Source organism: Streptomyces sp. NPDC101132, from assembly GCF_044759225.1.
GTDB lineage: Bacteria > Actinomycetota > Actinomycetes > Streptomycetales > Streptomycetaceae > Streptomyces.
In genome coordinates, this window is record NZ_JBIVYX010000009.1 from 1 (window position 1) to 26226 (window position 26226).

Below are 26226 nucleotides of genomic sequence, written 5' to 3' on the forward strand. Positions count from 1 at the left end.
GGAAGCTAAGCCTTTCAGCGCCGATGGTACTGCAGGGGGGACCCTGTGGGAGAGTAGGACGCCGCCGAACAATCATTGTGGGAAAGCCCCGCACCTTCTGGTGCGGGGCTTTTCTGCGTTCTGGGCACGGATGTTCTCCTGTAGGGTCAGGGGGCATCGTTCAAACGTTTCCCAGTGGAGGCCCCCGGGTGGAGGTCCAGGAGACTCGGGTCCAGACGGACCGAATTTTCACCATCCCGAACATCCTGAGCATGGCTCGCCTCGTCGGCGTTCCCCTGTTCCTCTGGCTCATCCTCACCGAGCAGGACGGCTGGGCGCTCTTCGTGCTCATGCTCAGCGGCGTGAGCGACTACCTCGACGGAAAGCTCGCCCGGCGCTGGAACCAGATCAGCAACCTCGGCCGGCTGCTCGATCCCGCCGCCGACCGGCTGTACATCGTCTCCACGCTGATCGGCCTCACCTGGCGCGAGATCCTCCCGCTGTGGCTCACCCTCGCACTCTTCGCACGCGAGCTGATGCTCGCCGTCATGGTGCTCATCCTCCGCCGGCACGGCTATCCGCCGCCGCAGGTGAACTTCCTCGGCAAGGCGGCCACGTTCAACCTCATGTACGCCTTCCCGTTGCTTCTCCTGAGTGACGGCACTGGTGCACTCGCGTGGTTGGCCTCCGTTCTCGGATGGGCGTTCGCCGGATGGGGTACAACCCTCTATTGGTGGGCAGGGATCCTTTACGTGGTTCAGGTCCGCCGCCTGGTGAAGGCGGACGCCGCGGCCGATTGAGCCCGCCGCGAAGTCAGTGAAGACTTCGCGGGGCTGATGAGTCCTCGTGGGTGCGGTCGGTTGGACCGTCGTCTCTTCAAGGAGGATTCTTCCGACATGAAGGCCGTCGTGATGGCCGGTGGCGAAGGCACGCGCCTGCGCCCCATGACCTCGAGCATGCCCAAGCCGCTCCTGCCGGTGGCCAACCGGCCGATCATGGAGCACGTCCTCAGGCTCCTGAAGCGGCACGGGCTGAGTGAGACCGTGGTCACCGTTCAGTTCCTCGCCTCCCTCGTCAAGAACTATTTCGGCGACGGCGAGGAACTCGGCATGGAGCTCACCTATGCCCACGAGGAGAAGCCACTCGGCACCGCCGGAAGCGTGAAGAACGCCGAGGAAGCCCTCAAGGACGATGCTTTCCTGGTGATCTCCGGCGATGCCCTGACCGACTTCGACCTCACCGATCTGATCCGGTTCCACAAGGAAAAGGGCGCGCTGGTCACGGTCTGCCTGACCCGGGTGCCCAATCCGCTGGAATTCGGCATCACCATCGTCGACGAGGCCGGCAAGGTCGAGCGGTTCCTGGAGAAGCCGACGTGGGGCCAGGTGTTCTCGGACACCGTGAACACCGGCATCTACGTCATGGAACCCGAAGTCTTCGACTACGTGGACCCCGACGTCCCCGTCGACTGGTCCGGTGACGTCTTCCCCCAGCTCATGAAGGAAGGCCGGCCCATCTACGGCTACATCGCCGAGGGCTACTGGGAGGACGTCGGCACCCACGAGAGCTACGTCAAGGCCCAGGCCGACGTGCTCGAAGGACGCGTCGAGGTCGAGATGGACGGCTTCGAGATCTCGCCCGGCGTCTGGATCGCGGAAGGCGCCGAGGTCCACCCGGACGCCGTGCTCCGCGGCCCCCTCTACGTCGGCGACTACGCCAAGGTGGAGGCCGGCGTCGAGATCCGGGAGCACACCGTCGTCGGCTCCAACGTCGTCGTCAAGAGCGGCGCCTTCCTGCACAAAGCCGTCGTCCACGACAACGTGTACATCGGGCCGCACAGCAACCTCCGCGGCTGCGTGATCGGCAAGAACACCGACATCATGCGCGCCGCGCGGATCGAGGACGGCGCCGTCATCGGCGACGAGTGCCTGGTCGGCGAGGAGTCGATCGTCCAGGGCAACGTACGCGTCTACCCCTTCAAGACCGTCGAGGCCGGCGCCTTCGTCAACACCTCGGTGATCTGGGAGTCCCGCGGCACCGCGCACCTCTTCGGGGCCCGCGGCGTCTCCGGCATCCTCAACGTCGAGATCACCCCCGAGCTCGCGGTACGGCTGGCGGGCGCCTACGCCACCACCCTCAAGAAGGGCGCGACCGTCACCACGGCACGCGACCACTCCCGGGGCGCCCGCGCGCTCAAGCGGGCCGTGATCTCCGCGCTCCAGGCCAGTGCGATCGACGTGCGCGACCTGGAGAACGTACCGCTGCCGGTGGCCCGCCAGCAGACCGCCCGCGGCAGCGCCGGCGGGATCATGCTGCGGACCACTCCGGGAGTGCCGGACTCGGTCGACATCATGTTCTTCGACGAGCGCGGAGCCGACCTCTCCCAGGCGGGACAGCGGAAGCTGGACCGGGTGTACGCGCGCCAGGAGTACCGGCGTGCCTTCCCGGGCGAGATCGGCGACCTGCAGTTCCCGTCCAGCGTCTTCGACTCGTACACCGGGTCGCTGCTGCGGCGGGTGGACACCACCGGGATCGCCGACTCGGGGCTCAAGGTCGTCGTCGACGCTTCCAACGGCAGCGCCGGCCTCGTCCTGCCCAGCCTCCTCGGCCGGCTCGGTGTCGACGCCCTGACCATCAACCCCGGACTCGACGAGTCGCGGCCCACCGAGACCGCCGAGTCGCGGCGCTCCGGCCTGGTCCGGCTCGGCGAGATCGTCGCCTCCGCGCGGGCCGCGTTCGGCGTCCGGTTCGACCCGGTCGGCGAGCGGATCTCGCTGGTCGACGAGCGGGGCCGGATCATCGAGGACGACCGGGCCCTGCTGGTCCTGCTGGACCTCGTCGCGGCGGAGCGGCGCAGCGGCAAGGTGGCGCTGCCGGTCACCACGACCCGTATCGCCGAGCAGGTGGCGGCGTACCACGGGACGCAGGTCGAGTGGACGACGACCTCGCCCGACGACCTGACGCGGGTCGGGCGGGCCGAGACGACGATCTTCGGCGGTGACGGCAAGGGCGGTCTGATCGTCCCCGAGTTCAGCAGCGTCTTCGACGGCGCCGCGGCCTTCGTCCGGCTGATCGGCCTGGTCGCGCGGACGCAGCTCACGCTGAGCCAGATCGACGCCCGGATACCGCGAGCCCACGTCCTCAAGCGGGACCTGGCCACGCCCTGGGCCGTCAAGGGGCTGGTCATGCGCAGGGTGGTCGAGGCCGCCGGCGACCGTGCCGTGGACACGACGGACGGGGTACGGGTCGTCGAGGCCGACGGGCGGTGGGCGCTGGTGCTGCCCGACCCGGCCGAGGCCGTGACGCACCTGTGGGCGGAGGGCCCCGACGACGCCTCCGCGCAGGCCCTGCTCGACGAGTGGTCGGCCGTGGTGGAGGGCGCCGGCCACCAGGCCGACTGACCCGGGGCCGGGGCGGCGCAGGCCGCCGCCCCGGCCCGTACCGGGGGCGCATTGGGTGCCGGGCCCTGCGACGTGCGACGATGTGCCGCATGTCGCAGCCGCCCAACAACAGGAGCTCGGCCCCGGGGCCGTCGCGCCCGGACGCCTCCATGTCGCTGCTGACGCACGTGATGGACCACAGCCTCGACGAGGGCTACGCCGAGGCCTCCGCCCGCCGGGCGGCCCAGGGCACCGCGGGACTGCCGCGCACCCTCAAGGCGAAACTCGCGCTCGCGGCCGGTCTCGTGCTGGCGGCGATGGTCGTCACGCTCGGCGCGGCGCAGGCGCGGATAGAGGCTCCGGTGCTCGCCAAGGAGCGCGAGGAGCTGATCGACCGGGTCGAGCGGGCGAACGCCGATGCCGACGGCCTGGAGAAGGAGATCGAGTCGCTGCGCACCGACGTCTCGGGACGTCAGCGGGCGGCGCTCAAGCAGCACGGCGGGGACCAGGGCGAACTGGTCGCCCTCCTGTCCGGGGCCACCGAGGTGCGGGGTCCCGGCCTGAAGCTGGTCGTGGACGACGCCAAGGACGCCGAGCAGGGTGGCGGGGGACCGCGCGAGAGCGCCGGGTTCTCCGACACGGGGCGGGTGCGCGACCGCGACATGCAGCGGATCGTCAACGGACTGTGGCAGGCGGGGGCGGAGGCCGTGTCCATCAACGGGCAGCGGCTGACGTCCCTGTCGGCCATCCGGGCCGCGGGTGACGCGATACTGGTCGACAACAAGCCGCTGGTACCGCCGTACGAGGTGCTCGCGGTGGGGGAGAAGAACCGGCTCCGCACGGACTTCCAGGACAGCGTCGACGGTCAGTACCTGCACGTGCTCCAGGAGAACTACGGCATCCGTTACACCGTCTCCACTGAAGACGACGTACGGCTTCCGGCGGCGTCGAGTCTGACCGTACGCACAGCAGAACCGAAGAAGGGTGCATCGTGATCGCCGTACTGGGCCTCGTGGTGGGAGTGGTGGTCGGACTTCTCGTCCGGCCCGAGGTGCCGGCCGTCGTCGAGCCCTACCTGCCGATCGCCGTCGTGGCGGCGCTCGACGCCGTGTTCGGCGGCCTGCGGGCGATGCTGGACGGGATCTTCGTCGACAAGGTCTTCGTCGTGTCGTTCCTGTCCAACGTGGTCGTCGCCGCGCTGATCGTGTTCCTCGGAGACAAGCTGGGCGTCGGCGCCCAGCTGTCCACGGGCGTGGTCGTCGTCCTCGGCATCCGCATCTTCTCCAACGCGGCCGCCATCCGCCGGCACGTGTTCCGGGCGTGAGGCCGATGAGCACGCAGAACCCCGAGAACCCCGAGCCCTCGCAGCCGGACGTCCCGGGCGGGCCCGCCGAGGAGCGCCCGGCCACCGAGGAGACCGGCCGGCAGCGGCTGGCCGCGGGGCTGTGGCCGCCGCGGCTGACGCGCGCCCAACTGGTCGTCGCGCTGCTGCTGTTCGTCCTGGGTCTGGGACTCGCGATCCAGGTGCGGTCCAACAGCGACTCCAGTGCGCTGCGCGGTGCCCGTCAGGAGGACCTGGTCCGCATCCTGGACGAGCTGGACGGGCGTACCAAGCGCCTGGAGGACGAGAAGCAGCGGCTGGAGGACCAGCGCAGGGAGCTGGAGAACTCCTCCGACCAGGCCGAGGAGGCCCGGAAGCAGACCGTCGAGAAGGAGCGCCAACTCGGCATCCTGGCGGGCACGGTGGCCGCCGAGGGGCCGGGGATCACGCTGCGGGTGATCGATCCGAAGAACCTGGTCGAGTCGGACATGCTGCTGGACGCGATCCAGGAGCTGCGGGCCGCGGGGGCGGAGGCGATCCAGGTCAACGGCGTCCGGGTGGTCGCCGACACGTACTTCTCCGACGCGGACGGCGGCGGGGTCGCCGTCGACGGTCGGAAGATCACACCACCGTACGAGTTCAAGGTCATCGGCCGGCCGCAGGACCTCGAACCCGCCCTCAACATCCCCGGCGGGGTGATCCAGACGCTGGAGAAGGAGCAGGCCACCGCCATGGTGACCCGATCGGCCAAGATCGTCGTAGATGCCTTGCGGGCGGCGAAGCAGCCTGACTACGCTCGGTCGTCATCGTCATGAGGAACGCCGGGGGACGGGGCGGGCTGTGGAGCTCCCCACGCGGGCGGGTGCTTGCGGGGGGTCGGCGCACCGATACGGCGGTGCGTGGTGGAAACTGTCTGGTGGTTACGGACGTTGTGAGAATGTCCGGGTCGGCAGGTGTGTGCATTCAGGATTCCTGCCCCACGGGCGGGTCTGTTTCGGTCAAGGGGAATCGCCCGTGAAGTTGTTTGAGAAGTTGTTCGGCAAGAAGGCGCGTGAGGACAGCGGCAAGCACCGCGCCGCGCGCCCCGATGAGGTGCAGGAGCAGGGCGACCGCCCGCTGTTCCGCGACGAGGTCGCCGGATCGGGCGACAATTCGGGCGCGTCGTCCGTTGACCCGGCCGGGTCCGGGCGCATAGGTTTCGGTGAACCATCAACCTCTAGTACGGGTGGAGGGTTTGCCCCCGATCCGTACGCCACCCATGCCTCCGCGGGTCAGCCGCGGCGCGAGGAGCCGTCCATGTTGGTGTGCGGCAGGTGCGGGCACCGCAATGGCGAGGACAGCCGTTTCTGCTCGAACTGCGGCGCACCGCTGCGGCCGGGTCTGACGCCGGAGCGTGCCTCGGAGACCACGTCGACCATCTCCATCTCGGGTCTCGAGGCCTACGAGGCGGAGGCGACCGGGCAGACGCTCGCGCCCTCGCTCTCGCCGGAGGCCCAGGCCGCGGTGGACGCCCTGCCCCCGGGCTCGGCGCTGCTGATCGTCCGGCGCGGCCCCAACTCGGGCAGCCGGTTCCTGCTGGACGGCGAGCTGACCACGGCGGGCCGCCACCCGCAGAGCGACATCTTCCTGGACGACGTCACCGTCTCCCGGCGGCACGTCGAGTTCCGCAGGGGTCAGGACGGTCGCTTCACCGTGGCCGACGTCGGCAGCCTGAACGGCACGTACGTCAACCGTGAGCCGATCGACTCGGTCGCGCTCAACAACGGCGACGAGGTGCAGATCGGCAAGTACCGACTGGTCTTCTACGCGAGCCAGCGAGGCATCTGACTCCCCCGGACCTCATCGGGGGCATCCCCACCAGGGAAGGTCCATGCTGCGTACACCGACGGGCGGTGCCGGAAACGGCACCGCCGGCTCGGTCGGGCGGCTGGTGAGCATCGGGACGGTGCTCAACCTGCTGCGTGACGAGTTCCCCGAAGTCACCATTTCCAAGATCCGCTTCCTGGAGGCCGAGGGGCTCGTCGAGCCCCGGCGCACGCCCTCGGGCTACCGCAAGTTCAGCCCCGACGACGTCGAGCGGCTGGCCAGGATCCTGCGCCTCCAGCGCGACCACTACCTGCCCCTGAAGGTGATCCGCGAGCAGCTGGACGCCCTCGACCGGGGCGAGCAGGTGCGCATTCCCGCGCCCTCCCCGCAGGGCGACCCGGCGGTGTCCGGCGCCGAGGCCGGCGCCGCGCGGTCCACGGTGGCCCGGGTCGGCCGCGCCGAGCTCCTCGCCGCCGCCGAGGTGGACGAGGCCCAGCTGGCCGAGTGGGAGTCGTACGGGCTGGTCGCCGAGGCCCCGGGCGGCGGGTTCGACGCCGAGGCCGTCACCGTCGCCAGGCTGGTGGCCGATCTCGGCCGGTACGGTCTGGAGCCGCGTCACCTGCGCGCCATGAAGGCCGCCGCGGACCGGGAGGCGGGGCTGGTCGAACAGGTGGTGGCGCCCCTGCGGAGGCACCGGAACCCGCAGACCAGGGCGCATGCCGAGGCCACCGTGCGGGAGCTCGCGGGACTGTCCGTACGCCTGCACGAGGCGCTGGTCCGGACCGCACTCGGGGTACGTCCGCACTGATCTTGGGCGGCCCCGACTACCCAAACCCACGCGGCAGGTCCTAGGGTTGCTGTGTGAACGAGCTCGACGTCGTGGGTGTCCGGGTGGAAATGCCCTCCAACCAGCCGATCGTGCTCCTGCGCGAAGTGGGAGGCGACCGTTACCTCCCCATTTGGATCGGTCCAGGGGAGGCGACCTCCATCGCCTTGGCCCAGCAGGGGATGGCCCCTGCCAGGCCGCTGACCCACGACCTCTTCAAGGACGTGCTGGAAGCGCTGGGCGAGGAGATCAGCGAGGTCCGCATCACGGACCTGCGGGAAGGCGTCTTCTACGCCGAGCTGGTCTTCGCCAGCGGGGTGGAGGTGAGCGCACGCCCCTCCGACGCCATAGCGCTCGCCCTGCGCACCGGATCGCCGATCTACGGCAGCGACCGCGTGCTGGACGACGCCGCGATCGCGATTCCGGACGAGCAGGAGGACGAGGTCGAGAAGTTCCGGGAGTTCCTGGACCAGATCTCGCCCGAGGACTTCGGCACCGGCACGCAGTGACCCGACCTCAAGGGAACCTCAAGTCATTCGAGTAGCCTTTCCCCGCGGAGGGGTACGGGAAACCACTCTCAGGGTGATTATCACTCGGCGTGCCGAGTGTGGCGATCGTTGACGCACCCCTGGTGACTGCCTACCGTCGAGATGGCAGGTCAAGGACGGAGGGTCGGCGTGAGAACCAGCGGCGACGGTACGACCGGGGGCATCCCCGCGCGCGGTCCGGGGGAGGGCGGGGCGTACCCGCTGTACGGCGGTGCGGTGGGCTCCGCGCGCCGGCTCCCGGAACCCACGGTGGTCAACGAGGACCCGGCATCCGAGGAGATCGGCTACCGGGGGCCGACGGCCTGTGCCGCGGCGGGCATCACGTACCGGCAGCTCGACTACTGGGCGCGCACCGGGCTGGTCGAGCCCAGCGTGCGCCCCGCGTACGGATCCGGCACGCAGCGGCTGTACAGCTTCCGCGACGTCGTCGTCCTCAAGATCGTCAAGCGCTTCCTCGACACGGGCGTGGCCCTGCAGAACATCCGCACCGCCGTCCAGCACCTGCGGAACCGGGGCTTCGCCGACCTGGATCGCATGACGCTCATGAGCGACGGGGCCACGGTCTACGAGTGCACCTCGCCGGACGAGGTCGTGGACCTGCTCCAGGGCGGGCAGGGCATCTTCGGTATCGCCGTGGGCGTGGTCTGGCGCGACGTGGAGCACGCGCTGTCCCAGCTGCACGGCGAGCGCGTCGACACGGGCGAGACGCTGGTCGGCCACAACCCGGCCGACGAGCTCGCCCGGCGGCGGAACAGAGCCGGGTAGCCGACGGCCCGGACACGGGTACGAGCGTTCCGGGCCGTTGTCAGTGGCGTAGGGCAGCATCGGGGCCGTGAGAGCCGCGCCCACCATCCTGCATCTGGACATGGATGCGTTCTTCGCCGCCGCCGAGCAGGCGGCGAAGCCCAGCCTGCGCGGGAAGCCCGTGATCGTGGGCGGCCTCGGGCCGCGCGGGGTGGTGTCCACCGCCTCGTACGAGGCGCGGCGGTTCGGCGTCCACTCGGCGATGCCGATGGCCCAGGCCCGGCGCCTCTGCCCCAACGGCGCGTACCTGGTGCCGCGCTTCTCCCTCTACCGCTCCGTGAGCGAGCAGGTCATGGCGCTGCTGCGAGAGCTGTCCCCCCTCGTGGAGCCGCTGAGCCTGGACGAGGCGTTCGTGGACCTGGAGGCGGGCGGGGTCGCCTTCGACGCGCCGTCGGCCAGGGCGGCCGGCGAGCGGCTGCGGGCGGACATCAGGGAGGTCACGGGGCTGAGCGGGTCCGTGGGGCTGGCCGGTTCCAAGATGCTGGCCAAGATCGCTTCGGAGCAGGCCAAGCCGGACGGGCTGGTGCTGATCCGGCCCGGGACGGAGCGGGAGCTGCTGGCGCCGATGCCGGTGCGGACGCTGCCGGGGGTGGGCCCGGCGACCGGGGAGCACCTGAGGCGGGCCGGGATGACCACGGTGGGGGAGCTGGCCGGGGCCGGCGAGGACGAACTGGTGCGGCTGCTGGGGCGGGCGCACGGGGTGGCGCTGTACCGCATGGCGCTGGGTCTGGACGACCGGGCGGTGGTGGCGGAGCGGGACGCCAAGTCCGTCTCCGTCGAGGACACCTTCGACGTGGACCTGCACGACCGGACGCGGATCAGGTTCGAGGTGCAGCGGCTGGCCGACCGGTGCGTGGAGCGGCTGCGGGGCTCGGGGCACTCCGGGCGGACCATCGTGCTCAAGGTGCGCCGGTACGACTTCTCGACGCTGACCCGGTCGGAGACGCTGCGGGGGCCCACGGACGACCCGGCGGTGGTCAGGGAGGCCGCGCTGCGGCTGCTCGACGCGGTGGACACCACCGGCGGGGTGCGGCTGCTGGGGGTCGGGGTCTCGGGGCTCGCGGACTACACCCAGGAGGACCTCTTCGCGCAGGCCGCGGAGGAGGGGCGGGATGCCGCGGAAGAGCCCCGGGAAGGGGTGCCGGAGGCCCTGGGAGGCGCTGAGGGGGACACCCCGGCACACCGGTCAGGGGTGGTGGCGGAGCGGCGCTGGCCGGCCGGGAGTGACGTCCGGCACACCGAGTACGGCGCCGGGTGGGTGCAGGGCAGCGGGGTGGGGAGGGTGACGGTGCGGTTCGAGGAGCCCGGTTCGGAGCGGCCGGGGAGGGTGCGTACGTTCCTCGTCGACGATCCGGAGCTGGCGCCGGGCGAGCCGCTGCCGCTGGTCGACCCCGAGCGCGCCGGAGCCCGTGCCGCGCGGCGGGAGGCCGCGGCGGCCGGGGCTCCGGCGCGGGACGGACGTACCGAGGAGGCGGCTCCGGCGGTGCGGGAGGGGGCGGACCGTGCCGTGGGCGAGGGGTCCTCGGCGGGGGCGGGTCCGGGCGCCGGCCGGTCGTCCCCGGAGGGGGCCGCGGGCGCCGCTCAGGCCTCCTCGGAGCCCGCCAGGCGGCCGAAATCGCGGTCCGGAGGCGGCGGGGCGGCGAGTTCTCCGGGGAGCGCGACGTCCAGCCCGTAGTGGTGGTAGAGCTGGAGTTCCTGTTCCGGGGAGAGGTGGCGTCCCACGCCGAAGTCCGGGGCGTCCTTGATCAGGGCGCGGTCGAAGGGGACGTGCAGGGTGCCGGAGACCACCTGGCTGGGCTCCAGGGGGACGAAGGCGTCCCGGCTGAAGAGTCCGGTACGGACGGCGGCCCACTCCGGCTCACCCGTGGCGTCGTCGAGGTAGACCTCGTCGATGGTGCCGATCTTGGTGCCGTTGCGGTCGAACGCCTTGCGGCCGATCAGGCTGCGCGGATCGATGTCGGTCTGCACGGTCCCTCCAATTGGTCGCAACTCCTCCGTTACGACTACAAAAGTGCATATTCGAAGAGGGGGCCACTCGAGGGAGCCCCGGAGACCTCGCTGGTAGTCTGGTTTCCGGCTGCTGACCCCGTGCGGGAGAGTCCTCCGAACGAGTCGCGAAAGGCTCGACCGGTGGCGCCGAAGGAGCAAATCCTCCCCGGAATCTCTCAGGCAGACGTACCGCTCGGACGAGGCCACTCTGGAAAGCAGGGCGGGCGTCGGACGTACTCCGGAACCCCTCCTCACCGACGGTGAAAGCCGGCGACCCCTCGTGGAGCGCCGGTGAAGCTCTCAGGTTGAGATGACAGAGGGGGAGGCCGTCCGGGTGCCCGCGCCGTGGCACCCCTCGCAGGTCGTCAGACCAGGAGGCCTCCGCCCATGACCGCCAGTCGTACTCCGCTCTCCCACCTGGAGCGCGGTATTCCCTTCGAGCAGCGCCACATCGGCCCCGACACCGAGGCCCAGGCCAAGATGCTCGCCCAGGTCGGCTACGGCTCGCTCGACGAGCTCACGGCGGCCGCTGTGCCTGACGTGATCAAGAGCGCCGAGGCCCTGAACCTCCCCGGCGCCCGCACCGAGGCCGAGGTGCTGGCCGAGCTGCGCGAGCTCGCCTCCCGCAACGAGGTGCTGGCCCCGATGATCGGTCTGGGCTACTACGGCACCTTCACGCCGCCGGTGATCCTGCGCAACGTCATGGAGAACCCGGCCTGGTACACCGCGTACACGCCGTACCAGCCCGAGATCTCGCAGGGCCGCCTCGAGGCCCTGATCAACTTCCAGACCGTGGTCGCCGACCTCACCGGTCTGCCCACCTCGGGCGCCTCGCTGCTCGACGAGGGCACCGCGGCCGCCGAGGCCATGACGCTGGCCCGCCGCGTGGGCAAGGTCAAGGGCGGGGTCTTCCTCGTCGACGCCGACGCGCTGCCGCAGACCATCGCCGTCATCGAGACGCGCGCCGAGCCCACCGGCATCGAGGTCCTCGTCGCCGACCTCTCCGAGGGCATCCCGGCCGAGGCCGTCGAGCGCGGTGTCTTCGGCGTGCTGATCCAGTACCCCGGCGCCTCCGGCGCGGTCCGCGACATCAAGCCGCTGATCGACCGGGCCCACGAGCTGGGCGCGATCGTCACCGTCGCCGCCGACCTGCTCGCCCTCACCCTGCTGGCCTCCCCGGGCTCCCTCGGCGCGGACATCGCCGTCGGCACCACCCAGCGCTTCGGCGTCCCGATGGGCTTCGGCGGCCCGCACGCCGGCTACATGGCCGTCCAGGAGAAGCACGCCCGCTCCCTGCCCGGCCGCCTGGTCGGCGTCTCCGTCGACGCGGACGGCAACAAGGCGTACCGCCTGGCCCTCCAGACCCGCGAGCAGCACATCCGCCGCGAGAAGGCCACCAGCAACATCTGCACCGCGCAGGTGCTGCTCGCCGTCATGGCCGGCATGTACGCGGTCTACCACGGCCCGGACGGCCTGAAGCAGATCGCCCAGCGCACCCACCGCTACGCCGCCATCCTGGCCGCGGGCCTCACCGCCGCCGGTGTGGAGCTGGTCCAGGGCGCGTTCTTCGACACCCTCACCGCGCACGTCCCCGGCCGCGCCGCCGAGGTCGTCGCCGCCGCCCGCCAGGGCGGGGTCAACCTGCACCTGGCCGACGCCGACCACGTCTCGATCTCCTGTGACGAGACCACCGGCCGCGAGCAGCTCGCCGCCGTGTGGGCCGCCTTCGGTGCCGAGGGCGACGTCGAGGCGCTGGACGCCGCCACCGCGGACGCCCTGCCGGAGGCGCTGCTGCGCACCGACGAGTACCTGACCCACCCGGTCTTCCACCAGCACCGCTCCGAGACCGCGATGCTGCGCTACCTGCGCAAGCTCTCGGACAAGGACTACGCGCTGGACCGCGGCATGATCCCGCTGGGCTCCTGCACCATGAAGCTCAACGCGACCACCGAGATGGAGGCGGTGACCTGGCCCGAGTTCGGCCAGCTGCACCCCTTCGCCCCGATCGACCAGGCCCAGGGCTACGCCACGCTCATCAACGAGCTGGAGGAACGTCTCTGCGAGGTCACCGGCTACGACAGGGTCTCCATCCAGCCGAACGCCGGTTCGCAGGGTGAGCTGGCCGGTCTGCTCGCGGTCCGCGCGTACCACCGCGCGAACGGCGACGAGCAGCGCACCATCTGCCTCATCCCGTCCTCCGCGCACGGCACCAACGCCGCCAGCGCCGTGATGGCCGGCATGAAGGTCGTCGTCGTCAAGACCGCCGACGACGGCGAGGTCGACGCCGACGACCTGCGCGCCAAGATCGAGCAGTACCGCGACGAGCTCGCCGTGCTGATGATCACCTACCCGTCCACGCACGGTGTGTTCGAGGAGCACGTCGCCGACATCTGCGCCCAGGTGCACGACGCCGGCGGCCAGGTGTACGTCGACGGCGCCAACCTGAACGCCCTGGTCGGCCTCGCCAAGCCGGGTCACTTCGGCGGCGACGTCTCGCACCTGAACCTGCACAAGACCTTCTGCATCCCGCACGGCGGCGGCGGTCCGGGCGTCGGCCCGGTCGCGGTCCGGTCGCACCTCGCGCCGTACCTGCCGAACCACCCGCTCCAGCCCACCGCGGGCCCGGAGACCGGTGTCGGCCCGATCTCGGCCGCCCCGTGGGGCTCGGCCGGCATCCTGCCGATCTCCTGGTCGTACGTGCGCCTGATGGGCGGCGAGGGCCTCAAGCGCGCCACCCAGGTGGCCGTGCTCGGCGCCAACTACATCGCCAAGCGCCTGGAGCCGCACTTCCCGGTGCTCTACACGGGCCCGGCCAACCTGGTCGCGCACGAGTGCATCATCGACCTGCGCCCGCTGTCGAAGTCGACCGGCGTCTCGGTGGACGACATCGCCAAGCGCCTGATCGACTACGGCTTCCACGCCCCGACCATGTCCTTCCCGGTGGCCGGCACGCTCATGATCGAGCCGACCGAGTCCGAGGACCTGATCGAGCTCGACCGCTTCTGCGACGCGATGATCGCCATCCGCGCCGAGATCGAGCGGGTCGCCTCCGGCGAGTGGCCGGCGGACGACAACCCGCTGCACAACGCCCCGCACACCGCGGCGGCGCTGGGCGGCGAGTGGAACCACCCGTACACCCGCGACGAGGCGGTCTTCCCGGCCGGTGTCACGGCCGCCGAGAAGTACTGGCCGCCGGTGCGCCGCATCGACGGTGCCTTCGGCGACCGGAACCTGGTCTGCTCCTGCCCGCCGCTGGACGAGTACGACAACTGACCGGTGAGCGGCGGCCGTGGGCTGCCGCACCCCGGATGACGACGGAAGGGGCCGGCCCGGAGGAGATCCTCCGGGCCGGCCCCTTCCGTCGTGCCGCGTGCTCAGGCCGCCTTGGCCACCGCGAGCGGGCGGTGCGGCGCGATGATCTGGCCGTCCGGCAGCAGCTCACCGGTGTCCTCGAAGACGACGACGCCGTTGCACAGCAGGCTCCAGCCCTGCTCCGGGTGGTGCGCCACGAGCTGGGCGGCCTCCCGGTCGGCTGAGTCGGCTGAAGGGCAGGCAGGCTGGTGCTGGCACATGGATGCGTTCTTTCGCTGCGGTGTGGTGAGTGTCGTCCTGCGGCTCGAATCGGTGTTCATGGCCGCCCCCCGTCAATCGGTCGGTCAGTTCCCCAGAGGGGTCTTCCCGCAAAAGCGGGAGCAGGACCCCAGTGTTGCCCTACGGAGGTCGGTCCGCAGGGATTTCCTGGCAGCTGTCCTCACTGATTGATGACGCATCACCCTTGCGGGCGGTTCAGCCCAACTACCCTGTCTCTTCGGATGGTTCGCGGATGGTCCCGGTGGACTAGCCCGAATGGCGCAACCGGGTCAGGCGGGCGTGGCCAGCGCGGGCGGTGCCAGCCGGTGGGTCAGTACGGGCAGCAGTTCGGACACCGGGTGCGGACGGTACGCGGCGATCCCCGGCGGGGCCGGGGCCAGCGGCACCAGCAGGTCGGCCGCGGCGGGCAGGCCCGAGGCGGCGTCCGCGCCGGCCGAGCCGTGCAGCCACAGCGTTAGCATGTACAGCTCCGGTACGGAGAGCAGGCGCGCCTGGTAGTGCCCGGCCACCGACTCGGCCTGGCGCAGGGCGCGTTCGGTCGCGGCGACGTAGGGGCCCTCGAAGAAGTGCGAGAAGGCCCAGCCGTCGGGCGTGAGCATGGTGTCCGCCGCGGCCACGAACCGGTCGCCGCCGCGGATCAGGAAGCGCCAGCCGGTGAGCCGGGTGCGGGGCGGGCGGCCCCCGGCGGTGACGCGGTCCAGGACGTGCACCGGCAGTGGCAGCTCGGCGGTGACCTGGCCGCCCCGGAGCGCGCGCAGGGCCGGGGTGTGCGCCTCGTGGACGGCCGCGGGGGACCGGAGTGCCGCGAGGACGCTGCGCAGGGCGGGCGCGGGGGCCGGGGGGACATGCAGCGGCATAGTGGGTCGCCTCTCACATGGGAGGTGTGGAACGGGGCAGGTGCGGACGGCGCTGTCGCATTCTGGGGCCAGAGGGGGGCTGTGGGGCAATGGCCGGGCGCCAACTCTCTGCCTCGTTTGCGGAGTTTATACGACATGTGTTCACGCAGTGTTTCGGCTAGCTGTCCCGCCCATTGCGGACAAGGCGCTTACCGGTCCCGCTGTCGTGGATTTCATACCGCATGCTCGCGCGATTCGCTCGTTGACCTCGGAGATTACCGGAAGGGGGCTCGGCTGAAAAGCGGTGGTCGTATAAAGCGGCACGGTCGCAAGGTAATTGCGGGTTGCCGTATTTCTCTGTCACATGCCGGAGGGAGATGCCGAAGCGCCGCTTCGGCCAAACCGGCGCACGCTCCCCGCCACAAGCGCCCGCGCGGCGTTATCGATCACCGCCCCGGGGCATCATCGACCGTAACGCGGGCCCCGGGCCCGCCATTCGAGGAGGGACGCTTCGATGGGGGAGAAGGTCGTGGCAGGCGGATTCGACCTGTCCGATCGGCAACGGTACCGGAGGAAGCTCCACGAGTGCCTGGAGGGACTGGGGCGGCTGCTGGCGGAGAAGAGGTTCGATCGTCCCAAGAACCTGATGGGGCTGGAGATCGAGCTGAATCTCGCGGGCCCCGACGGGCTGCCGCGAATGATGAATGCGCAGGTGCTGGACCGAATAGCGAGTCCGGATTTCCAGACGGAACTCGGCATGTTCAACCTGGAAGTGAACATCGTCCCGCACCGCCTGGACGGCCGGGTATTCGACCGGCTCGTCGAAGAACTGAGCACCGGGCTCGGATATGCCCACCGGATGGCCGCCGAGATCGACGCGGGCGTCGTGATGATCGGAATCCTGCCGACCATCGCGCACGCGGACGTCGTCACGGCCAACCTGTCCGACGTGGACCGCTACTCGCTGCTCAACGAGCAGATCGTCACGGCCCGGGGCGAGGACTTCATACTCGACATCGAGGGGGTCGAGCGGCTGAGCTGCACCTCGACCTCGATCGTCCCCGAAGCGGCCTGCACCTCCGTGCAGTTGCACCTCCAGGTCACCCCCGCGCGCTTCGCCGCGGTGTGGAACGCGGCGCAGTGCGTCACCGCGGCCCAGATCGCCGTCGGGGCCAACTCCCCCTTCCTCTTCGGCCGCGAGCTGTGGCGCGAGTCCCGGCCCCCGCTGTTCACCCAGGCCACCGACACCCGGCCGCCCGAGCTCCAGGCCCAGGGGGTGCGGCCGCGCACCTGGTTCGGCGAGCGGTGGGTGGAGTCCGCGTACGAGCTCTTCGAGGAGAACGTCCGCTTCTTCCCGGCGCTGCTGCCCATCTGCGACGAGGAGGAGCCGCTGCGCGTGCTGGCCGAGGGCGGCGTGCCCCGGCTCCAGGAGATGGTGCTGCACAACGGCACCGTCTACCGCTGGAACCGCCCGGTGTACGGGGTCGCCGACGGCAAACCGCACCTGCGGGTGGAGAACCGGGTGCTGCCGGCCGGCCCCACGGTGGTCGACGTGGTCGCCAACGCCGCCTTCTACTACGGGCTCGTGCGCACCCTGGCGGAGGAGCCGCGCCCGGTCTGGACGCGGATGCCGTTCGCCGAGGCGGAGGCCAACTTCGACGCCGCCTGCCGCTACGGCATCGACGCCCGGCTGCGCTGGCCCCGCAAGGGCCGCGGCGGGGGCCTCGGCAGTGTGCCGGCCGCCACGCTGGTCCTCGACGAACTGCTGCCGATGGCCGCGGCGGGCCTGGACGCCTGGGGGATCGAGCCGGCCGACCGGGACCGCTACCTCGGCATCATCGAGGAGCGGTGCCGCCGCCGGGCCAACGGAGCCACCTGGCAGGTGGAGACGTACCACCGGGCCCGCTCCGCGGGCATGCGCCGGGACCAGGCGCTCGCCGCGCTGACCCGCCGCTACGCCGAGCTCAGCCACCGCGGGGACCCGGTGCACACCTGGCCGGTCGGCCTGCCCGACGAGGAGCCGGCCGCCGCCGCGGCGGTCAGCCGCGCCCGACGGCCGTGATCGCCTTCAGGATCACCGCGTGGATCTGGGCGGGGTCGCTGACGCGGTAGGCGGCCCCGCCCGTGGCGGCGGCGATCGGCCCGAGCTCCCGCAGGTCCGCGTCGGGGCCGATCGCGAGGGCGATCAGCGGTACCGGGCGCTCGGGGTCCGCCAGCGCCTTCAGCTGCGCCACCAGCGCCTGGCGGGAGACGGAGCCCGGGTCCTCGTTCACGCCGTCGGTGAGGACGACCAGCGCGTTGAACTTGCCGTACGCGTACGAGTCCCGCGCCGCCCGGTACGCGGCGAGCGTGGTGTCGTACAGGCCGGTCGCACCGTCTGGCTCGGGGCTCAGCCCGTTGAAGGCGGCCACCAGCCGCTGCCGCTGGGTGGACCCGTCGGCGGCGCGCTCGCCGAGGCGGGCGGCCGGCACCAGCTCCCGGTAGTCGCGTTCGCCGTCGAGCCGGGTGGCGAACTCCCACAGGCCCACCTCGTCCTCGGGGGTGAAGGTGGCCAGCCCCTGCAGCAGCGAGGCGCGGGTCACCTCCATGCGGGAGCTGTCGCCGTGCCCGGGCACCGGCGCCGCCATCGAACCGGAGGCGTCGACCACCGTGGTCAGCCGGGCGGCCTGCACCGTGATCGTCCACATCGCCAGGGCCTCCCGCACCTCCTTGGCGGTGGGCGGCTGGCTGAGCGTGGCCGAGGCGGGCTGCGCCGCGTCGCCGCCCGCACGCCGGACCACGGCGGGCGCCGGGGTGGCGCGGCGGTCGCGGAAGCCGTGCCGGGCGAGCGTGGCGCGGCCCTCGGTGTCGCCGAGGAGCCGGAGGAAGCGCATGGCGGCCCGGTTCTCGTCCAGGTCCAGCCGCCGCTCGTCGACCAGCGTGTACGGGTAGTCCAGCAGCGGCGCCCCGTCCGTCGGGTAGAAGAGGGCGAGGGGGACCCCCTCGTCCCGGGCGTTGTGCGCGTGCGCCGCCTGCTCGGAGAGGATCACCGCCTGGCTGCGCCGGGGGTTGGTGCGCTCGGCGTCCGTCTCGTCGCGCGGCAGGGTCCCGGGTACCAGCGCGTCGGTCTCGGCCACCCGCTGGGAGAGGACCTTGGCCGCGCCGGCCGCGACCACGTCGCCGTCGGGGCCCATGGCCCGGGCGGAGGCGGCGATCCGGCCGAGGGCCAGCAGGGAGGCGGCGCTGTTCGCCGGGTCGGCGGCGCCCATCCGCAGCTGGTCGGAGCGCAGGCCGGCCGCCGCCAGGCCGGCCCAGGTGTACGTGGTCTTGGGCCAGCCCATGATCCCGGCGGCGGACGGGGCCGCGGCGAGCACCACGGGTGAGGAGGCCACCTCGCCGAGACCGGCCACCGGCAGGGACTCGGGCTGGAGGCGGGTGCGTTCGACCCAGGCCTCCGAGTCGGGGATCCAGACGTCGTACCCGGGGTCCCGGCGGCCGGTGCCCAGTTCGAGCGAGACCTCGCGGGACTCGCGGGCGGTGACGGTCAGCGCCAGGCACTGTCCGTCGGAGGTGATGCGCTGCCTGCGGGCGCGCTCGGCGGTCTCCCGTACCGCGGGGGCGATGTCCGGGCTGGCGACGATCCGCAGCTTCACGGACCGGTCGGCGCAGGAGTCGGCGAAGGACGGGAGCAGTCCCTGCGCGGCGGCCACGGCGCAGGTGCCGGCGGCCAGCGCGAGGGCGGTGCCGATCACCACGGAACGGCGGCCGGTCCGGCGCGGGGGCCGCTCTTCCGCGGTGGCGCGCGAGTCGGGCAGGCTGTGACGTCCCATGCTGGTCGTGCCCTTCCATGAACCCCGAGGCGAAGCCGGGCAGGCAGTATGGGAAGGCAGCGCTCCCCGCCGGCGCACGCGATCTTCGTGCGCGCTGGCGAGACCCTAGCGGGGAGGCGGTGCGGATGGAACGGGATTGCTGAATCGGAGTCAGTCGTGCGGGCGCAGCCGGGAACAGAGGTCGGGGCATTGCGGGCGGTGGAGCAGGAAAAGGGGGTCCTGAGGACGGAGACGCTGCTGGTCCTGGCGCTGTCTCTGGGGGCGAGCGCGCTGTCCGCGCTGATCAGCTTCATCGGTTCGGTGACGAAGCCGGGGGGCCTCAAGGACCAGGCCGCCACCCTCAACGCCTCGCACGCGCCCGGCCGTCCGTGGCTCGACCTCGCGTGGCAGCTGTTCGGCATCGCCTCGGCGCTCGTCCCGGTGCTGCTCGTCGCGCACCTGCTGAACCGGGAGGGCGCCCCGGGGCTGCGGGTGCTGGGCTTCGACCGGTCGCGGCCCTGGTGGGACCTGGGGCGCGGGACGCTGGTGGCGGCCGGGATCGGCAGTGCGGGGCTGGCGTTCTACCTGGTGGCGCGGGCTTCGGGGGCCAACCTGACGGTGGTGCCGGAGGCGCTGCCGGACGTGTGGTGGAAGTTCCCCGTACTGATCCTCTCCGCGGTGCAGAACGCCGTGGTGGAGGAGGTCATCGTGCTCGGGTACCTGCTGCGCAGGCTCGGGCAGCTCGGCTGGACGCCGATGGGTGCGCTGCTGGCCTCCTCGCTGCTGCGCGGGTCGTACCACCTGTACCAGGGCATCGGGGGGTTCATCGGGAACGCGGTGATGGGCGTCGTCTTCGTGCTGCTGTACCGCAGGTGGGGGCGGGTGGGTCCGCTGGTGGCCGCGCACGCGCTGCTCGACGTCGTCGCGTTCGTGGGGTACGCGGTGCTGGCGGGGCGGGTGGACTGGCTGCCGACCCGCTGACGCGGGGGTGGGGTGGCGGGGGCGCCGGCTCACCAGGGGGCGGGCAGGAGTTCGCCGTCCAGGACGGTGACCGCGGCGCCGGTCAGGAGGGCGCGGTCGCCGTCGAGCCGGACGCGGACGGTGCCCCGGCGGGTGCCGCCCTGGAGTCCGGTGAGGGTGTCGCGGCCGAGGCGGGCGGCCCAGAAGGGGGCGAGGGCGGTGTGGGCGCTGCCGGTCACCGGGTCCTCGTCGATGCCGAGCGCGGGGAAGAAGCAGCGCGAGGCGAAGTCGTACCCGCGCGACGGGTCCTCGGCGGGGGCGGTGACGATGACGCCGTGCCGTCCGTAGGCGCGGAGGGCGGCGAGGTCGGGGGCGAGTGCGCGTACGGTCCGCTCGTCCGCCACCTCCACGAGGAGGTCGCCGATGTGGGCGGCGGTGTCGTGGACGGACAGCACCTCGGCGCCGAGGGCGGCCACGACCTCCGGCGGGGCGGGGACCGGGGTGAGGGGGGGAGGCGGGGAAGTCGAGCGTGTACGTGCCGTCGCCCGCGGCCCACGCGGTGAGCGCACCACAGCGGGCGGAGAAGCGGAGCGTGCCGGTGCCGGTGCCGGTGTTTGTGGCGGCGGTGGTGGGTGTGCCGGCGGCGGTGGTGGTCAGGACGTGGGCGGCGGCGAGGGTGGCGTGCCCGCACATGTCGACCTCGGTGAGCGGCGTGAACCAGCGCAGCGCCCAGTCGGCCGTGCCGCCCGGTGGCAGGGCGTGCACGAACGCGGTCTCGGGCAGGTTCACCTCCGCCGCGACCCGCTGCAACCACCCGTCGGCCGGAAACCGGGCCCCGTCCAGCACCACGACCCCGGCGGGGTTCCCGGAGAAGGGCCGGTCGGTGAAGGCGTTGACGGTACGGATGCGCATGCCGTGAAACCTACGCGGGAGGTCGCTTTCCGGCCAAAGGGATCACGCGGGGCGAGCGCGCGGCGCGGGCTGCCCCGAAAACCCGTGGGGTTCTCACGGCGATCGCGGCACTGTGGAGCCCGATGCCGACGGGAGGAAGGGGAGCCCCGTGACGTTGCCGGACGCCGACGCGCTGGACCGTGCGGTGGAGAGGGTAGCGAAGGCCTTCGAGGGCGTGACGGCCCGAGCCGAGGAGGACGGCTGTGGCCGGTGCTTCGGCGCGGAAGAGGTCGCACTGCTGCGGACTCCGGGTGTCCCGCTCCCCGAAGACCTGGTCCGCCAGGTGGCGCGGAAGGACCCCTTCCACTGGGACGACCGGCGCTCGGTCGTGCAACGGATCCTGCCTCAGCTCGTGGTGGTGCTCGCCGAGGGGGACGACGAGCCCGATCTCATGGCCCGGGGGCTGGCGGCGGCCGGGTGGCAGGGGTGGCCCGGCGAGCAGGGGGCGGCGGTGGCGGGGTTCCTGGACGAGTGGTGGAGGTGGACGCTGCGGACGGTTTCGCCGCCCGTGCCGGCGTACGCGGTGTTCGAGAGCTGTGTGACCGCGAGCTCTTCGGTGGTCCCGTGGCTCCGTCGCTGGGCGGCGTAGGGGGAGTGTGTCGTCGCTCGCAGTCATCTGGCTGACGGACTCCGCTGGTGGAGCGAGGAGTTGGTGTCCGGCGACCCGCCCTTCGTCTGGTGGTGGGGGACCGAGGCGGAGGCGCGGGATGCCTGGCGGGAGGTGCGGGCGTGGGTCAGGGGGCGTTCCGGGCCAGCGTGAGGGTGACTTCGGCGCCGCCGCTCCAGTCGCAGACCTCCAGCCAGGTAGGGCTGGCGGGGGGGCGTGCCGCGACGTCTGCTGGGGCGACGCCGGTCGGTGTGGCGCGGGTGCCGGGGTCACTGGTCGTGCTCGTCGAAGGGTTCGTCGTGCCAACGCCATGAGGCGGTGCCGTCGTCGTGGACGTACAGCAGGAACTCCGCGACCGGGCCGGCGTCCGGGGGTGTGAGGGTGAGTGCGCCGCGTAGGCGGGCGTGGCAGTCCTCGGCCCGTCCCCAGTCCTCCTCGTCGACGGCACGTTCCTGCTCGCCGAAGAGGGGGCGGAAGTCCTCGAAGCCGGGGAGTTCCTCCACGGAGGCGTGTGTCCAGGGCATGTCGGTGCCGGTCACGGTCAGTCGGGCGATCTCCTGGTCGCCGTGGTGCAGTCGCCAGAGGTCACGGGTGGTGGGGTCCGGGGTCGCCATGGGTCCCATGGTGACGGTCGGCGCCGACAGCCGGGGAGCCGGCGTCGTCGGACCGCGCGGCGGGCGCCGCGTGCAGGAGGGGCCAGCCGTCCAGTTCCCGGGGATCCGGGTGGGACGGGTGCCAGCCGTGGGACAGGGCCGCGTCGAGCAGGGAGCGGACGGCGCCCGGCTCGTGGAGGTTCAGGCCCGGGCCGTGGGTGAAGCCGACGTCCCCGGAGCCCAGGGGGGCACCGCCCGGGACGTAGCGGCCGGGGCCCTCCGCGAAGACGATGCGCAGCGGGCCGCCGGCGGCCGGGGGCTGCGGGTGCAGGGTGAGGATCTGGCGGCAGTCCGCCCACCGGCCGTCACCATCACGCCGGTGGGCGTGGCGCAGCGTCCAGACGTACGTGTGGCCGTCGGCGACCAGTCGGCGGGGCTTCCTCGGGTGGCGGGGCACGCAGCGAGCGTAACGGGACCGGTGAGCTGGGGGTTTGTCGTGCGAGCGGTTCCGATATATCGTTGAGGCATCGCAACCGATCAGAGAAGCGAAAGCGAAAGGAGCGCGTCATACGTTCACACGGACATGGACACGAGCACGGATTCGAGCGGGGGCGCGGGCGGGGGCCCGGGTTCGGGCCCGGTGGCGGGCCGGGGCCGCGGGCGGCGTTCGGGGGGTTCGGGCCGCCGTTCGGCGGGCCCTTCGGCGGTGGCCGCGGGGGCCGGCACGGCATGCGGGGGAGGGCGCGGCGCGGCGACGTACGGGCCTCGATCCTGGCCCTGCTGGCGGACCGCCCGATGCACGGCTACGAGATGATCCAGGAAATCGGCGAGCGCAGCGGCGGGGCCTGGAAGCCCAGCCCCGGCTCGGTCTACCCGACCCTCCAGATGCTGGAGGACGAGGGGCTGATCACCAGCGCGAGCGAGGGCGGCAAGAAGCTGTTCACGCTCACCGACACCGGCCGCGCCGAGGCCGAGGCCGGTTCGGGCGCCCCCTGGGAAGAGGCCGGGCGCGGCGTCGACTGGGACTCGATGAACGAGATCCGGCAGGCGGGCTTCGGCCTGATGGAGGCGTTCGGGCAGGTCTGGAAGACCGGCACGCCCGAACAGCGGGAGAAGGCCGTCGCGGTCGTCAACGAGGCCCGCAAGAAGATGTACCTGATCCTGGCCGACGAGCACTGATGCGCCGGCCGGAGTCCCCCGCGCACGAGCGCCCCGCGGCAGCAGCCGCGGGGCGCTCGTGCGTGTGGGTGCCAGGGGGTGGGTGTCAGGCGACCAGCGTGCCCAGTTTGCGGAGGGACTCCGTCAGCGCGGCCGTCGCCGAGTCCTTGAGCTTGCCCGCCATGAGCGAGACCGCGGCGCCCGTGAACTCGCCGTCGATCCGCACGGTGGTCGCGTCGCCGTCCGGGATCAGGGTGTAGCGGGTGCCGACGACCACGCCCATCGGGCCCTTGCCCCGGATGGCGAGGACGCGCTCGTCCTCCAGGGCCTCGACCGTCCAGAGCACCTCGGCCGGGAAGCCCATCATCTTCATGTTCTCCTCGAAGGTGGAGCCCACCGCGAGGTTCTCCGGGCCGCCCTTCGGGAAGTTCGTGTGGGTCTGGCTCCACTGGCCGTACGCGTCCCAGTCCACCAGCTGGGACCAGACCTTGGCGGCGGGCGCCTCGATGCGCGATTCCGCGGTGACTTCGGCCATGCGACCACCCCTTTGTCGTCGGTTCGTGCGGCGGAAGGTAGCCCCGGCGGGCGGAACATTCAATACTGACGACCTGTCAGAAATGGTCGGAACGACGAGCCGCGTCACGGAGAGGTCGCGACGGCATCTCAACAGGCGTCACGGTGGTGACGCTCCTGACGGAGGCTGTCATGATGGCCGGATGCAAGCGTCTGGGAGAAACGCCGGACTGGGCCTGGCCCTGGTTTCGGCGCTCGCGTTCGGTGGTTCCGGTGTGGCGGCAAAGCCGCTGATCGAGGCGGGTCTGGACCCGCTCCACATGGTCTGGCTCAGGGTGGCCGGGGCGGCACTGGTGCTGTCCCCGCTGGCCTGGCGCCACCGTGACCTCGTGCTGCGCAAACCCGCGCTGCTGGCGGGCTTCGGGCTGCTCGCCGTCGCGGGCGTCCAGGCCTTCTACTTCGCCTCCATCTCCCGGATCCCGGTCGGCGTGGCGCTGCTGCTGGAGTACCTCGGCCCGGCGCTGCTGCTCGGCTACATCCGCTTCGTGCAGCGCAAGCCGGTGAGCCGCGCGGCCGCGGGCGGGGCCGCCATCGCCGTCGCCGGCCTGGCCTTCGTGGTCGAGATCTGGGCCGGCCTGAGCCTGGACCCGCTCGGCGTGCTGCTCGGCCTGGCCGCGGCCTGCTGCCAGGCCTGCTACTTCATCCTGGCCGACCAGGGTTCCGCCGGCGAGGACGCGCCCGACCCGCTCGGCGTGATCGCGTACGGGATGATCGTCGGCGCGCTGGTGCTGACCGTCGTCGCGCGGCCCTGGAACCTCGACTGGCAGGTGCTGGGCGGCGAGGCGTCGATGGACGGCACCGCGGTCCCGGCCTGGCTGCTGCTGGCCTGGGTCGTGCTGGTCGCCACCTGCTTCGCGTACGTCACCGGCGTGGTGTCGGTGCGCAGGCTCTCCCCGCAGGTCGCCGGCGTGGTGGCGTTCCTGGAGGCGGTCACCGCCGTGGTGTTCGCCTGGATCCTGCTGGGCGAGCAGCTGTCCACACCGCAGGTGGTCGGCGGTGCGCTGGTGCTGTGCGGTGCCTTCATCGCCCAGACCGCGCGGTCCGCGGGGGCCCCGGCGGAGCCGGTGGCCCAGGGCGGTCCGGTGGTCGTGGTGTCGGAGCCGGGCCCGCTGCCGGACGCCGGGACGGCCGGCGGGGACCTGGACGGTGCCGGGCTGGACGGTGCCGGGCTGGACGGGCGCGTGCTGGACCCGGGCGCGAAGGCCACCTAGGGTGGCGACCATGTATTCGACCGTGCTTTCTCCGCCGGCCGCCTAGCGCGGGCGGCCTGGTCAGGCCGAGAGATCGGGTTTTCCGCCCGGGGGCGTCCCCGGGCCGGTTGACGCTGCCCGCGCGACGGACTCGCGACGCCCATCCTCGTCCCTGTCCCGCCGTTCAGCGGAGAAGTACGCATGTCGAACCTGCAGGATTCCCCTGCCCTGTCCGTTTCCCCGGCCGGTTCCCGGCCCGCCCCGGCGTCCGCCGGTGGCGCCCCCGCCGGTTCCCCTTCCGGCTCCGGCGCCACGTCCGGTTCCGGTTCCGTCCCGGCCGGGCGGAGTCTGCTCGCCCTCGTCGTCGCCGGCGCCGCCTGGGGCACCGCCGGCGCGGCGGCCTCCCTGCTCTTCCTGGCCAGCGACCTCGGTCCGCTGGCCCTCACCTTCTGGCGCTGCGCCGGCGGGCTGGTACTGCTGCTCGGGGTGCTGGCCGTACGGCCCCGGCGGTCCGCCGCGCCCGGTCCCGGAGCGCGCCGGATGATCCTCACGGGTGCGCTGTTCACCCTGTTCCAGGCCGCCTACTTCGCCGCCGTCCAGAGCACCGGCCTGGCCGTCGGCACCGTGGTCACCCTAGGCGCCGGTCCGGTCCTGATCGCGCTCGGGGCACGGTGGTGGACGGGTGAGCGGCTCGGCCTCGGCGGTGCCCTCGCCGTGGCGGGCGCGCTCGCCGGGCTGATCGTGCTGGTGCTGGGCAGCGGCGGCGGCACGGTGCGGCCGGCCGGGGTGGTCTGGGCGCTGGTCTCCGGGGCGGCGTACGCGGGGATGACCCTCCAGACCCGCAGGCTCGGCCGCTCAGGCCTGGCGGGCGACCCGCTGGTGACGACCGCCTGGTCGCTCGCCGTCGGCACCGTCGCGCTGCTGCCCCTCGCCCTCGCCGAGGGGCTGCTGCCGCACACCGAGGCGCCGGGCCGGGTCGTGTGGCTGCTGGTGTACGTGGCGGCGGTGCCGACCGCACTGGCGTACGCGCTCTACTTCACCGGGGCGGCCCGGGTACCGGCGGCCACCGTGTCCGTGATCATGCTGATCGAGCCGGTGAGCGCGGCCGCCATCGCGGTGCTCGGGCTCGGGGAGCGGCTGACCGGGGCCACCGTCGCGGGGACGCTGCTGCTGCTCGCCGCCGTCGGGGCGCTCACCGCGAGCGAGGCGCGGCGGCCGGCGCACCCTGCCCGGGCGGGCGCCGGGGCGGACGCCGGACCGGCCGAGGGGCGGGACGCGGTGCGTTCGTAGCGGGGTCCGGACCGCCGGACGGCGCGCGTGCGTGCG

The 26226-nt window shown here is 72.3% G+C and carries 24 protein-coding genes, 1 pseudogene and 1 riboswitch; of the genes and pseudogenes, 17 read left to right on the forward strand and 8 right to left on the reverse strand.

What is annotated here, in order from left to right; translation table 11 throughout:
* Positions 1-188 precede the first annotated feature (188 nt).
* The 10 genes from ACIQUR_RS21225 to ACIQUR_RS21270 all read left to right on the forward strand — a co-directional run bounded on the left by ACIQUR_RS21225 (position 189) and on the right by ACIQUR_RS21270 (position 10339).
* Complete coding sequence (locus ACIQUR_RS21225) at positions 189-779, forward strand: CDP-alcohol phosphatidyltransferase family protein (RefSeq protein ID WP_403666290.1); 591 nt, start codon at positions 189-191, stop codon at positions 777-779.
* Between the two features lie 96 nt (positions 780-875).
* Positions 876-3380 (forward strand): sugar phosphate nucleotidyltransferase, encoded by a 2505-nt coding sequence (locus tag ACIQUR_RS21230; RefSeq protein ID WP_403666293.1) that lies wholly within the window; start codon positions 876-878, stop codon positions 3378-3380.
* Positions 3381-3460: 80 nt separating this feature from the next.
* Positions 3461-4354, forward strand: a complete 894-nt coding sequence (locus tag ACIQUR_RS21235; RefSeq protein WP_403666296.1) for a DUF881 domain-containing protein — start codon at positions 3461-3463, stop codon at positions 4352-4354.
* Positions 4351-4683, forward strand: coding sequence for a small basic family protein (locus tag ACIQUR_RS21240; RefSeq protein ID WP_003970459.1), 333 nt, complete (start codon positions 4351-4353; stop codon positions 4681-4683). Before ACIQUR_RS21235 ends, ACIQUR_RS21240 begins: the two co-directional genes overlap by 4 nt.
* Positions 4684-4688: 5 nt before the next feature.
* Positions 4689-5495, forward strand: coding sequence for a DUF881 domain-containing protein (locus ACIQUR_RS21245; protein ID WP_403666299.1), 807 nt, complete (start codon positions 4689-4691; stop codon positions 5493-5495).
* A 94-nt stretch (positions 5496-5589) separates the two neighbouring features.
* The gene (locus tag ACIQUR_RS21250) at positions 5590-6507 is read left to right on the forward strand and encodes an FHA domain-containing protein (RefSeq protein ID WP_403667192.1); all 918 of its coding nucleotides are present in this window, start codon (positions 5590-5592) and stop codon (positions 6505-6507) included.
* 43 nt (positions 6508-6550) lie between these two features.
* Positions 6551-7294 (forward strand): MerR family transcriptional regulator, encoded by a 744-nt coding sequence (locus ACIQUR_RS21255; RefSeq protein WP_403666302.1) that lies wholly within the window; start codon positions 6551-6553, stop codon positions 7292-7294.
* Between the two features lie 53 nt (positions 7295-7347).
* The gene (locus tag ACIQUR_RS21260) at positions 7348-7821 is read left to right on the forward strand and encodes a bifunctional nuclease family protein (protein WP_399958364.1); all 474 of its coding nucleotides are present in this window, start codon (positions 7348-7350) and stop codon (positions 7819-7821) included.
* A 168-nt stretch (positions 7822-7989) separates the two neighbouring features.
* Complete coding sequence (locus ACIQUR_RS21265; protein WP_403666305.1) at positions 7990-8625, forward strand: MerR family transcriptional regulator; 636 nt, start codon at positions 7990-7992, stop codon at positions 8623-8625.
* A gap of 67 nt (positions 8626-8692) precedes the next feature.
* Positions 8693-10339, forward strand: coding sequence for a DNA polymerase IV (locus ACIQUR_RS21270; protein ID WP_403666307.1), 1647 nt, complete (start codon positions 8693-8695; stop codon positions 10337-10339).
* Here ACIQUR_RS21270 and ACIQUR_RS21275 read toward each other — a convergent pair.
* Positions 10246-10632 carry a PRC-barrel domain-containing protein gene (locus ACIQUR_RS21275; RefSeq protein WP_403666309.1) on the reverse strand — a complete coding sequence of 129 codons (387 nt, stop codon included), beginning with the start codon at positions 10630-10632 and terminating at the stop codon, positions 10246-10248. The two genes, ACIQUR_RS21270 and ACIQUR_RS21275, sit on opposite strands and share 94 nt — an antisense overlap.
* A gap of 113 nt (positions 10633-10745) precedes the next feature.
* Positions 10746-10855, forward strand: a riboswitch (glycine riboswitch).
* Between the two features lie 185 nt (positions 10856-11040).
* On the opposite strand from ACIQUR_RS21275, the gene gcvP reads away from it, so the two are divergent.
* Positions 11041-13926: an aminomethyl-transferring glycine dehydrogenase gene (gcvP, locus tag ACIQUR_RS21280; RefSeq protein WP_403666312.1), complete on the forward strand. Its 2886-nt coding sequence runs from the start codon at positions 11041-11043 to the stop codon at positions 13924-13926.
* Between the two features lie 101 nt (positions 13927-14027).
* Here the strand turns inward: gcvP and ACIQUR_RS21285 are convergent, their stop codons facing one another.
* Positions 14028-14225 carry a DUF5999 family protein gene (locus ACIQUR_RS21285; RefSeq protein ID WP_399958352.1) on the reverse strand — a complete coding sequence of 66 codons (198 nt, stop codon included), beginning with the start codon at positions 14223-14225 and terminating at the stop codon, positions 14028-14030.
* Positions 14226-14513: 288 nt separating this feature from the next.
* Positions 14514-15101, reverse strand: coding sequence for a hypothetical protein (locus tag ACIQUR_RS21290; RefSeq protein ID WP_403666315.1), 588 nt, complete (start codon positions 15099-15101; stop codon positions 14514-14516).
* Between the two features lie 493 nt (positions 15102-15594).
* Between ACIQUR_RS21290 and ACIQUR_RS21295 the strand changes: the two genes are divergently transcribed.
* Positions 15595-17142 carry a glutamate--cysteine ligase gene (locus tag ACIQUR_RS21295; protein ID WP_403666317.1) on the forward strand — a complete coding sequence of 516 codons (1548 nt, stop codon included), beginning with the start codon at positions 15595-15597 and terminating at the stop codon, positions 17140-17142.
* Here the strand turns inward: ACIQUR_RS21295 and ACIQUR_RS21300 are convergent.
* A complete protein-coding gene (locus tag ACIQUR_RS21300; RefSeq protein WP_403666319.1) occupies positions 17120-18889 on the reverse strand; it encodes a substrate-binding domain-containing protein in 1770 nt (589 codons plus the stop codon). The two genes, ACIQUR_RS21295 and ACIQUR_RS21300, sit on opposite strands and share 23 nt — an antisense overlap.
* A gap of 135 nt (positions 18890-19024) precedes the next feature.
* On the opposite strand from ACIQUR_RS21300, the gene ACIQUR_RS21305 reads away from it, so the two are divergent.
* On the forward strand, positions 19025-19849 hold the full coding sequence (locus ACIQUR_RS21305; RefSeq protein ID WP_403667195.1) for a CPBP family intramembrane glutamic endopeptidase: 825 nt from the start codon (positions 19025-19027) through the stop codon (positions 19847-19849).
* A 29-nt stretch (positions 19850-19878) separates the two neighbouring features.
* Here ACIQUR_RS21305 and ACIQUR_RS21310 read toward each other — a convergent pair.
* A pseudogene (locus ACIQUR_RS21310) lies at positions 19879-20740 on the reverse strand (PhzF family phenazine biosynthesis protein).
* A 148-nt stretch (positions 20741-20888) separates the two neighbouring features.
* On the opposite strand from ACIQUR_RS21310, the gene ACIQUR_RS21315 reads away from it, so the two are divergent.
* Positions 20889-21368: a hypothetical protein gene (locus ACIQUR_RS21315; protein WP_403666321.1), complete on the forward strand. Its 480-nt coding sequence runs from the start codon at positions 20889-20891 to the stop codon at positions 21366-21368.
* A 287-nt stretch (positions 21369-21655) separates the two neighbouring features.
* Here ACIQUR_RS21315 and ACIQUR_RS21320 read toward each other — a convergent pair whose 3' ends face one another.
* The gene (locus tag ACIQUR_RS21320) at positions 21656-22000 is read right to left on the reverse strand and encodes a hypothetical protein (protein ID WP_403666324.1); all 345 of its coding nucleotides are present in this window, start codon (positions 21998-22000) and stop codon (positions 21656-21658) included.
* On the reverse strand, positions 21972-22436 hold the full coding sequence (locus ACIQUR_RS21325) for a hypothetical protein (RefSeq protein ID WP_403666326.1): 465 nt from the start codon (positions 22434-22436) through the stop codon (positions 21972-21974). The genes ACIQUR_RS21320 and ACIQUR_RS21325 overlap by 29 nt, the downstream gene beginning before the upstream one ends.
* A 110-nt stretch (positions 22437-22546) precedes the next feature.
* Here ACIQUR_RS21325 and ACIQUR_RS21330 point away from each other — a divergent pair, with 110 nt between their 5' ends.
* The gene (locus ACIQUR_RS21330) at positions 22547-23158 is read left to right on the forward strand and encodes a PadR family transcriptional regulator (protein WP_403667198.1); all 612 of its coding nucleotides are present in this window, start codon (positions 22547-22549) and stop codon (positions 23156-23158) included.
* An 85-nt stretch (positions 23159-23243) separates the two neighbouring features.
* Here the strand turns inward: ACIQUR_RS21330 and ACIQUR_RS21335 are convergent, their stop codons facing one another.
* The gene (locus ACIQUR_RS21335) at positions 23244-23672 is read right to left on the reverse strand and encodes an SRPBCC family protein (RefSeq protein WP_403666329.1); all 429 of its coding nucleotides are present in this window, start codon (positions 23670-23672) and stop codon (positions 23244-23246) included.
* Positions 23673-23853: 181 nt separating this feature from the next.
* On the opposite strand from ACIQUR_RS21335, the gene ACIQUR_RS21340 reads away from it, so the two are divergent.
* A complete protein-coding gene (locus tag ACIQUR_RS21340) occupies positions 23854-24921 on the forward strand; it encodes an EamA family transporter (protein WP_403666332.1) in 1068 nt (355 codons plus the stop codon).
* Between the two features lie 180 nt (positions 24922-25101).
* Positions 25102-26190 (forward strand): DMT family transporter, encoded by a 1089-nt coding sequence (locus tag ACIQUR_RS21345; protein ID WP_403666334.1) that lies wholly within the window; start codon positions 25102-25104, stop codon positions 26188-26190.
* The last annotated feature ends 36 nt before the right edge of the window (positions 26191-26226 follow it).

What these genes read in the sequence shown, in the direction of transcription:
- ACIQUR_RS21230 (WP_403666293.1), top strand. Translation starts at nt 876, where the DNA reads ATGAAGGCCGTCGTGATGGCCGGTGGCGAAGGCACGCGCCTGCGCCCC.
- ACIQUR_RS21235 (WP_403666296.1), top strand. Translation starts at nt 3,461, where the DNA reads ATGTGCCGCATGTCGCAGCCGCCCAACAACAGGAGCTCGGCCCCGGGG.
- ACIQUR_RS21245 (WP_403666299.1), top strand. Translation starts at nt 4,689, where the DNA reads ATGAGCACGCAGAACCCCGAGAACCCCGAGCCCTCGCAGCCGGACGTC.
- ACIQUR_RS21255 (WP_403666302.1), top strand. Translation starts at nt 6,551, where the DNA reads ATGCTGCGTACACCGACGGGCGGTGCCGGAAACGGCACCGCCGGCTCG.
- gcvP (WP_403666312.1), top strand. Translation starts at nt 11,041, where the DNA reads ATGACCGCCAGTCGTACTCCGCTCTCCCACCTGGAGCGCGGTATTCCC.
- ACIQUR_RS21285 (WP_399958352.1), bottom strand. Translation starts at nt 14,225, where the DNA reads ATGTGCCAGCACCAGCCTGCCTGCCCTTCAGCCGACTCAGCCGACCGG.
- ACIQUR_RS21290 (WP_403666315.1), bottom strand. Translation starts at nt 15,101, where the DNA reads ATGCCGCTGCATGTCCCCCCGGCCCCCGCGCCCGCCCTGCGCAGCGTC.
- ACIQUR_RS21295 (WP_403666317.1), top strand. Translation starts at nt 15,595, where the DNA reads ATGGGGGAGAAGGTCGTGGCAGGCGGATTCGACCTGTCCGATCGGCAA.
- ACIQUR_RS21300 (WP_403666319.1), bottom strand. Translation starts at nt 18,889, where the DNA reads ATGGGACGTCACAGCCTGCCCGACTCGCGCGCCACCGCGGAAGAGCGG.
- ACIQUR_RS21320 (WP_403666324.1), bottom strand. Translation starts at nt 22,000, where the DNA reads ATGGCGACCCCGGACCCCACCACCCGTGACCTCTGGCGACTGCACCAC.
- ACIQUR_RS21335 (WP_403666329.1), bottom strand. Translation starts at nt 23,672, where the DNA reads ATGGCCGAAGTCACCGCGGAATCGCGCATCGAGGCGCCCGCCGCCAAG.
- ACIQUR_RS21340 (WP_403666332.1), top strand. Translation starts at nt 23,854, where the DNA reads ATGCAAGCGTCTGGGAGAAACGCCGGACTGGGCCTGGCCCTGGTTTCG.
- ACIQUR_RS21345 (WP_403666334.1), top strand. Translation starts at nt 25,102, where the DNA reads ATGTCGAACCTGCAGGATTCCCCTGCCCTGTCCGTTTCCCCGGCCGGT.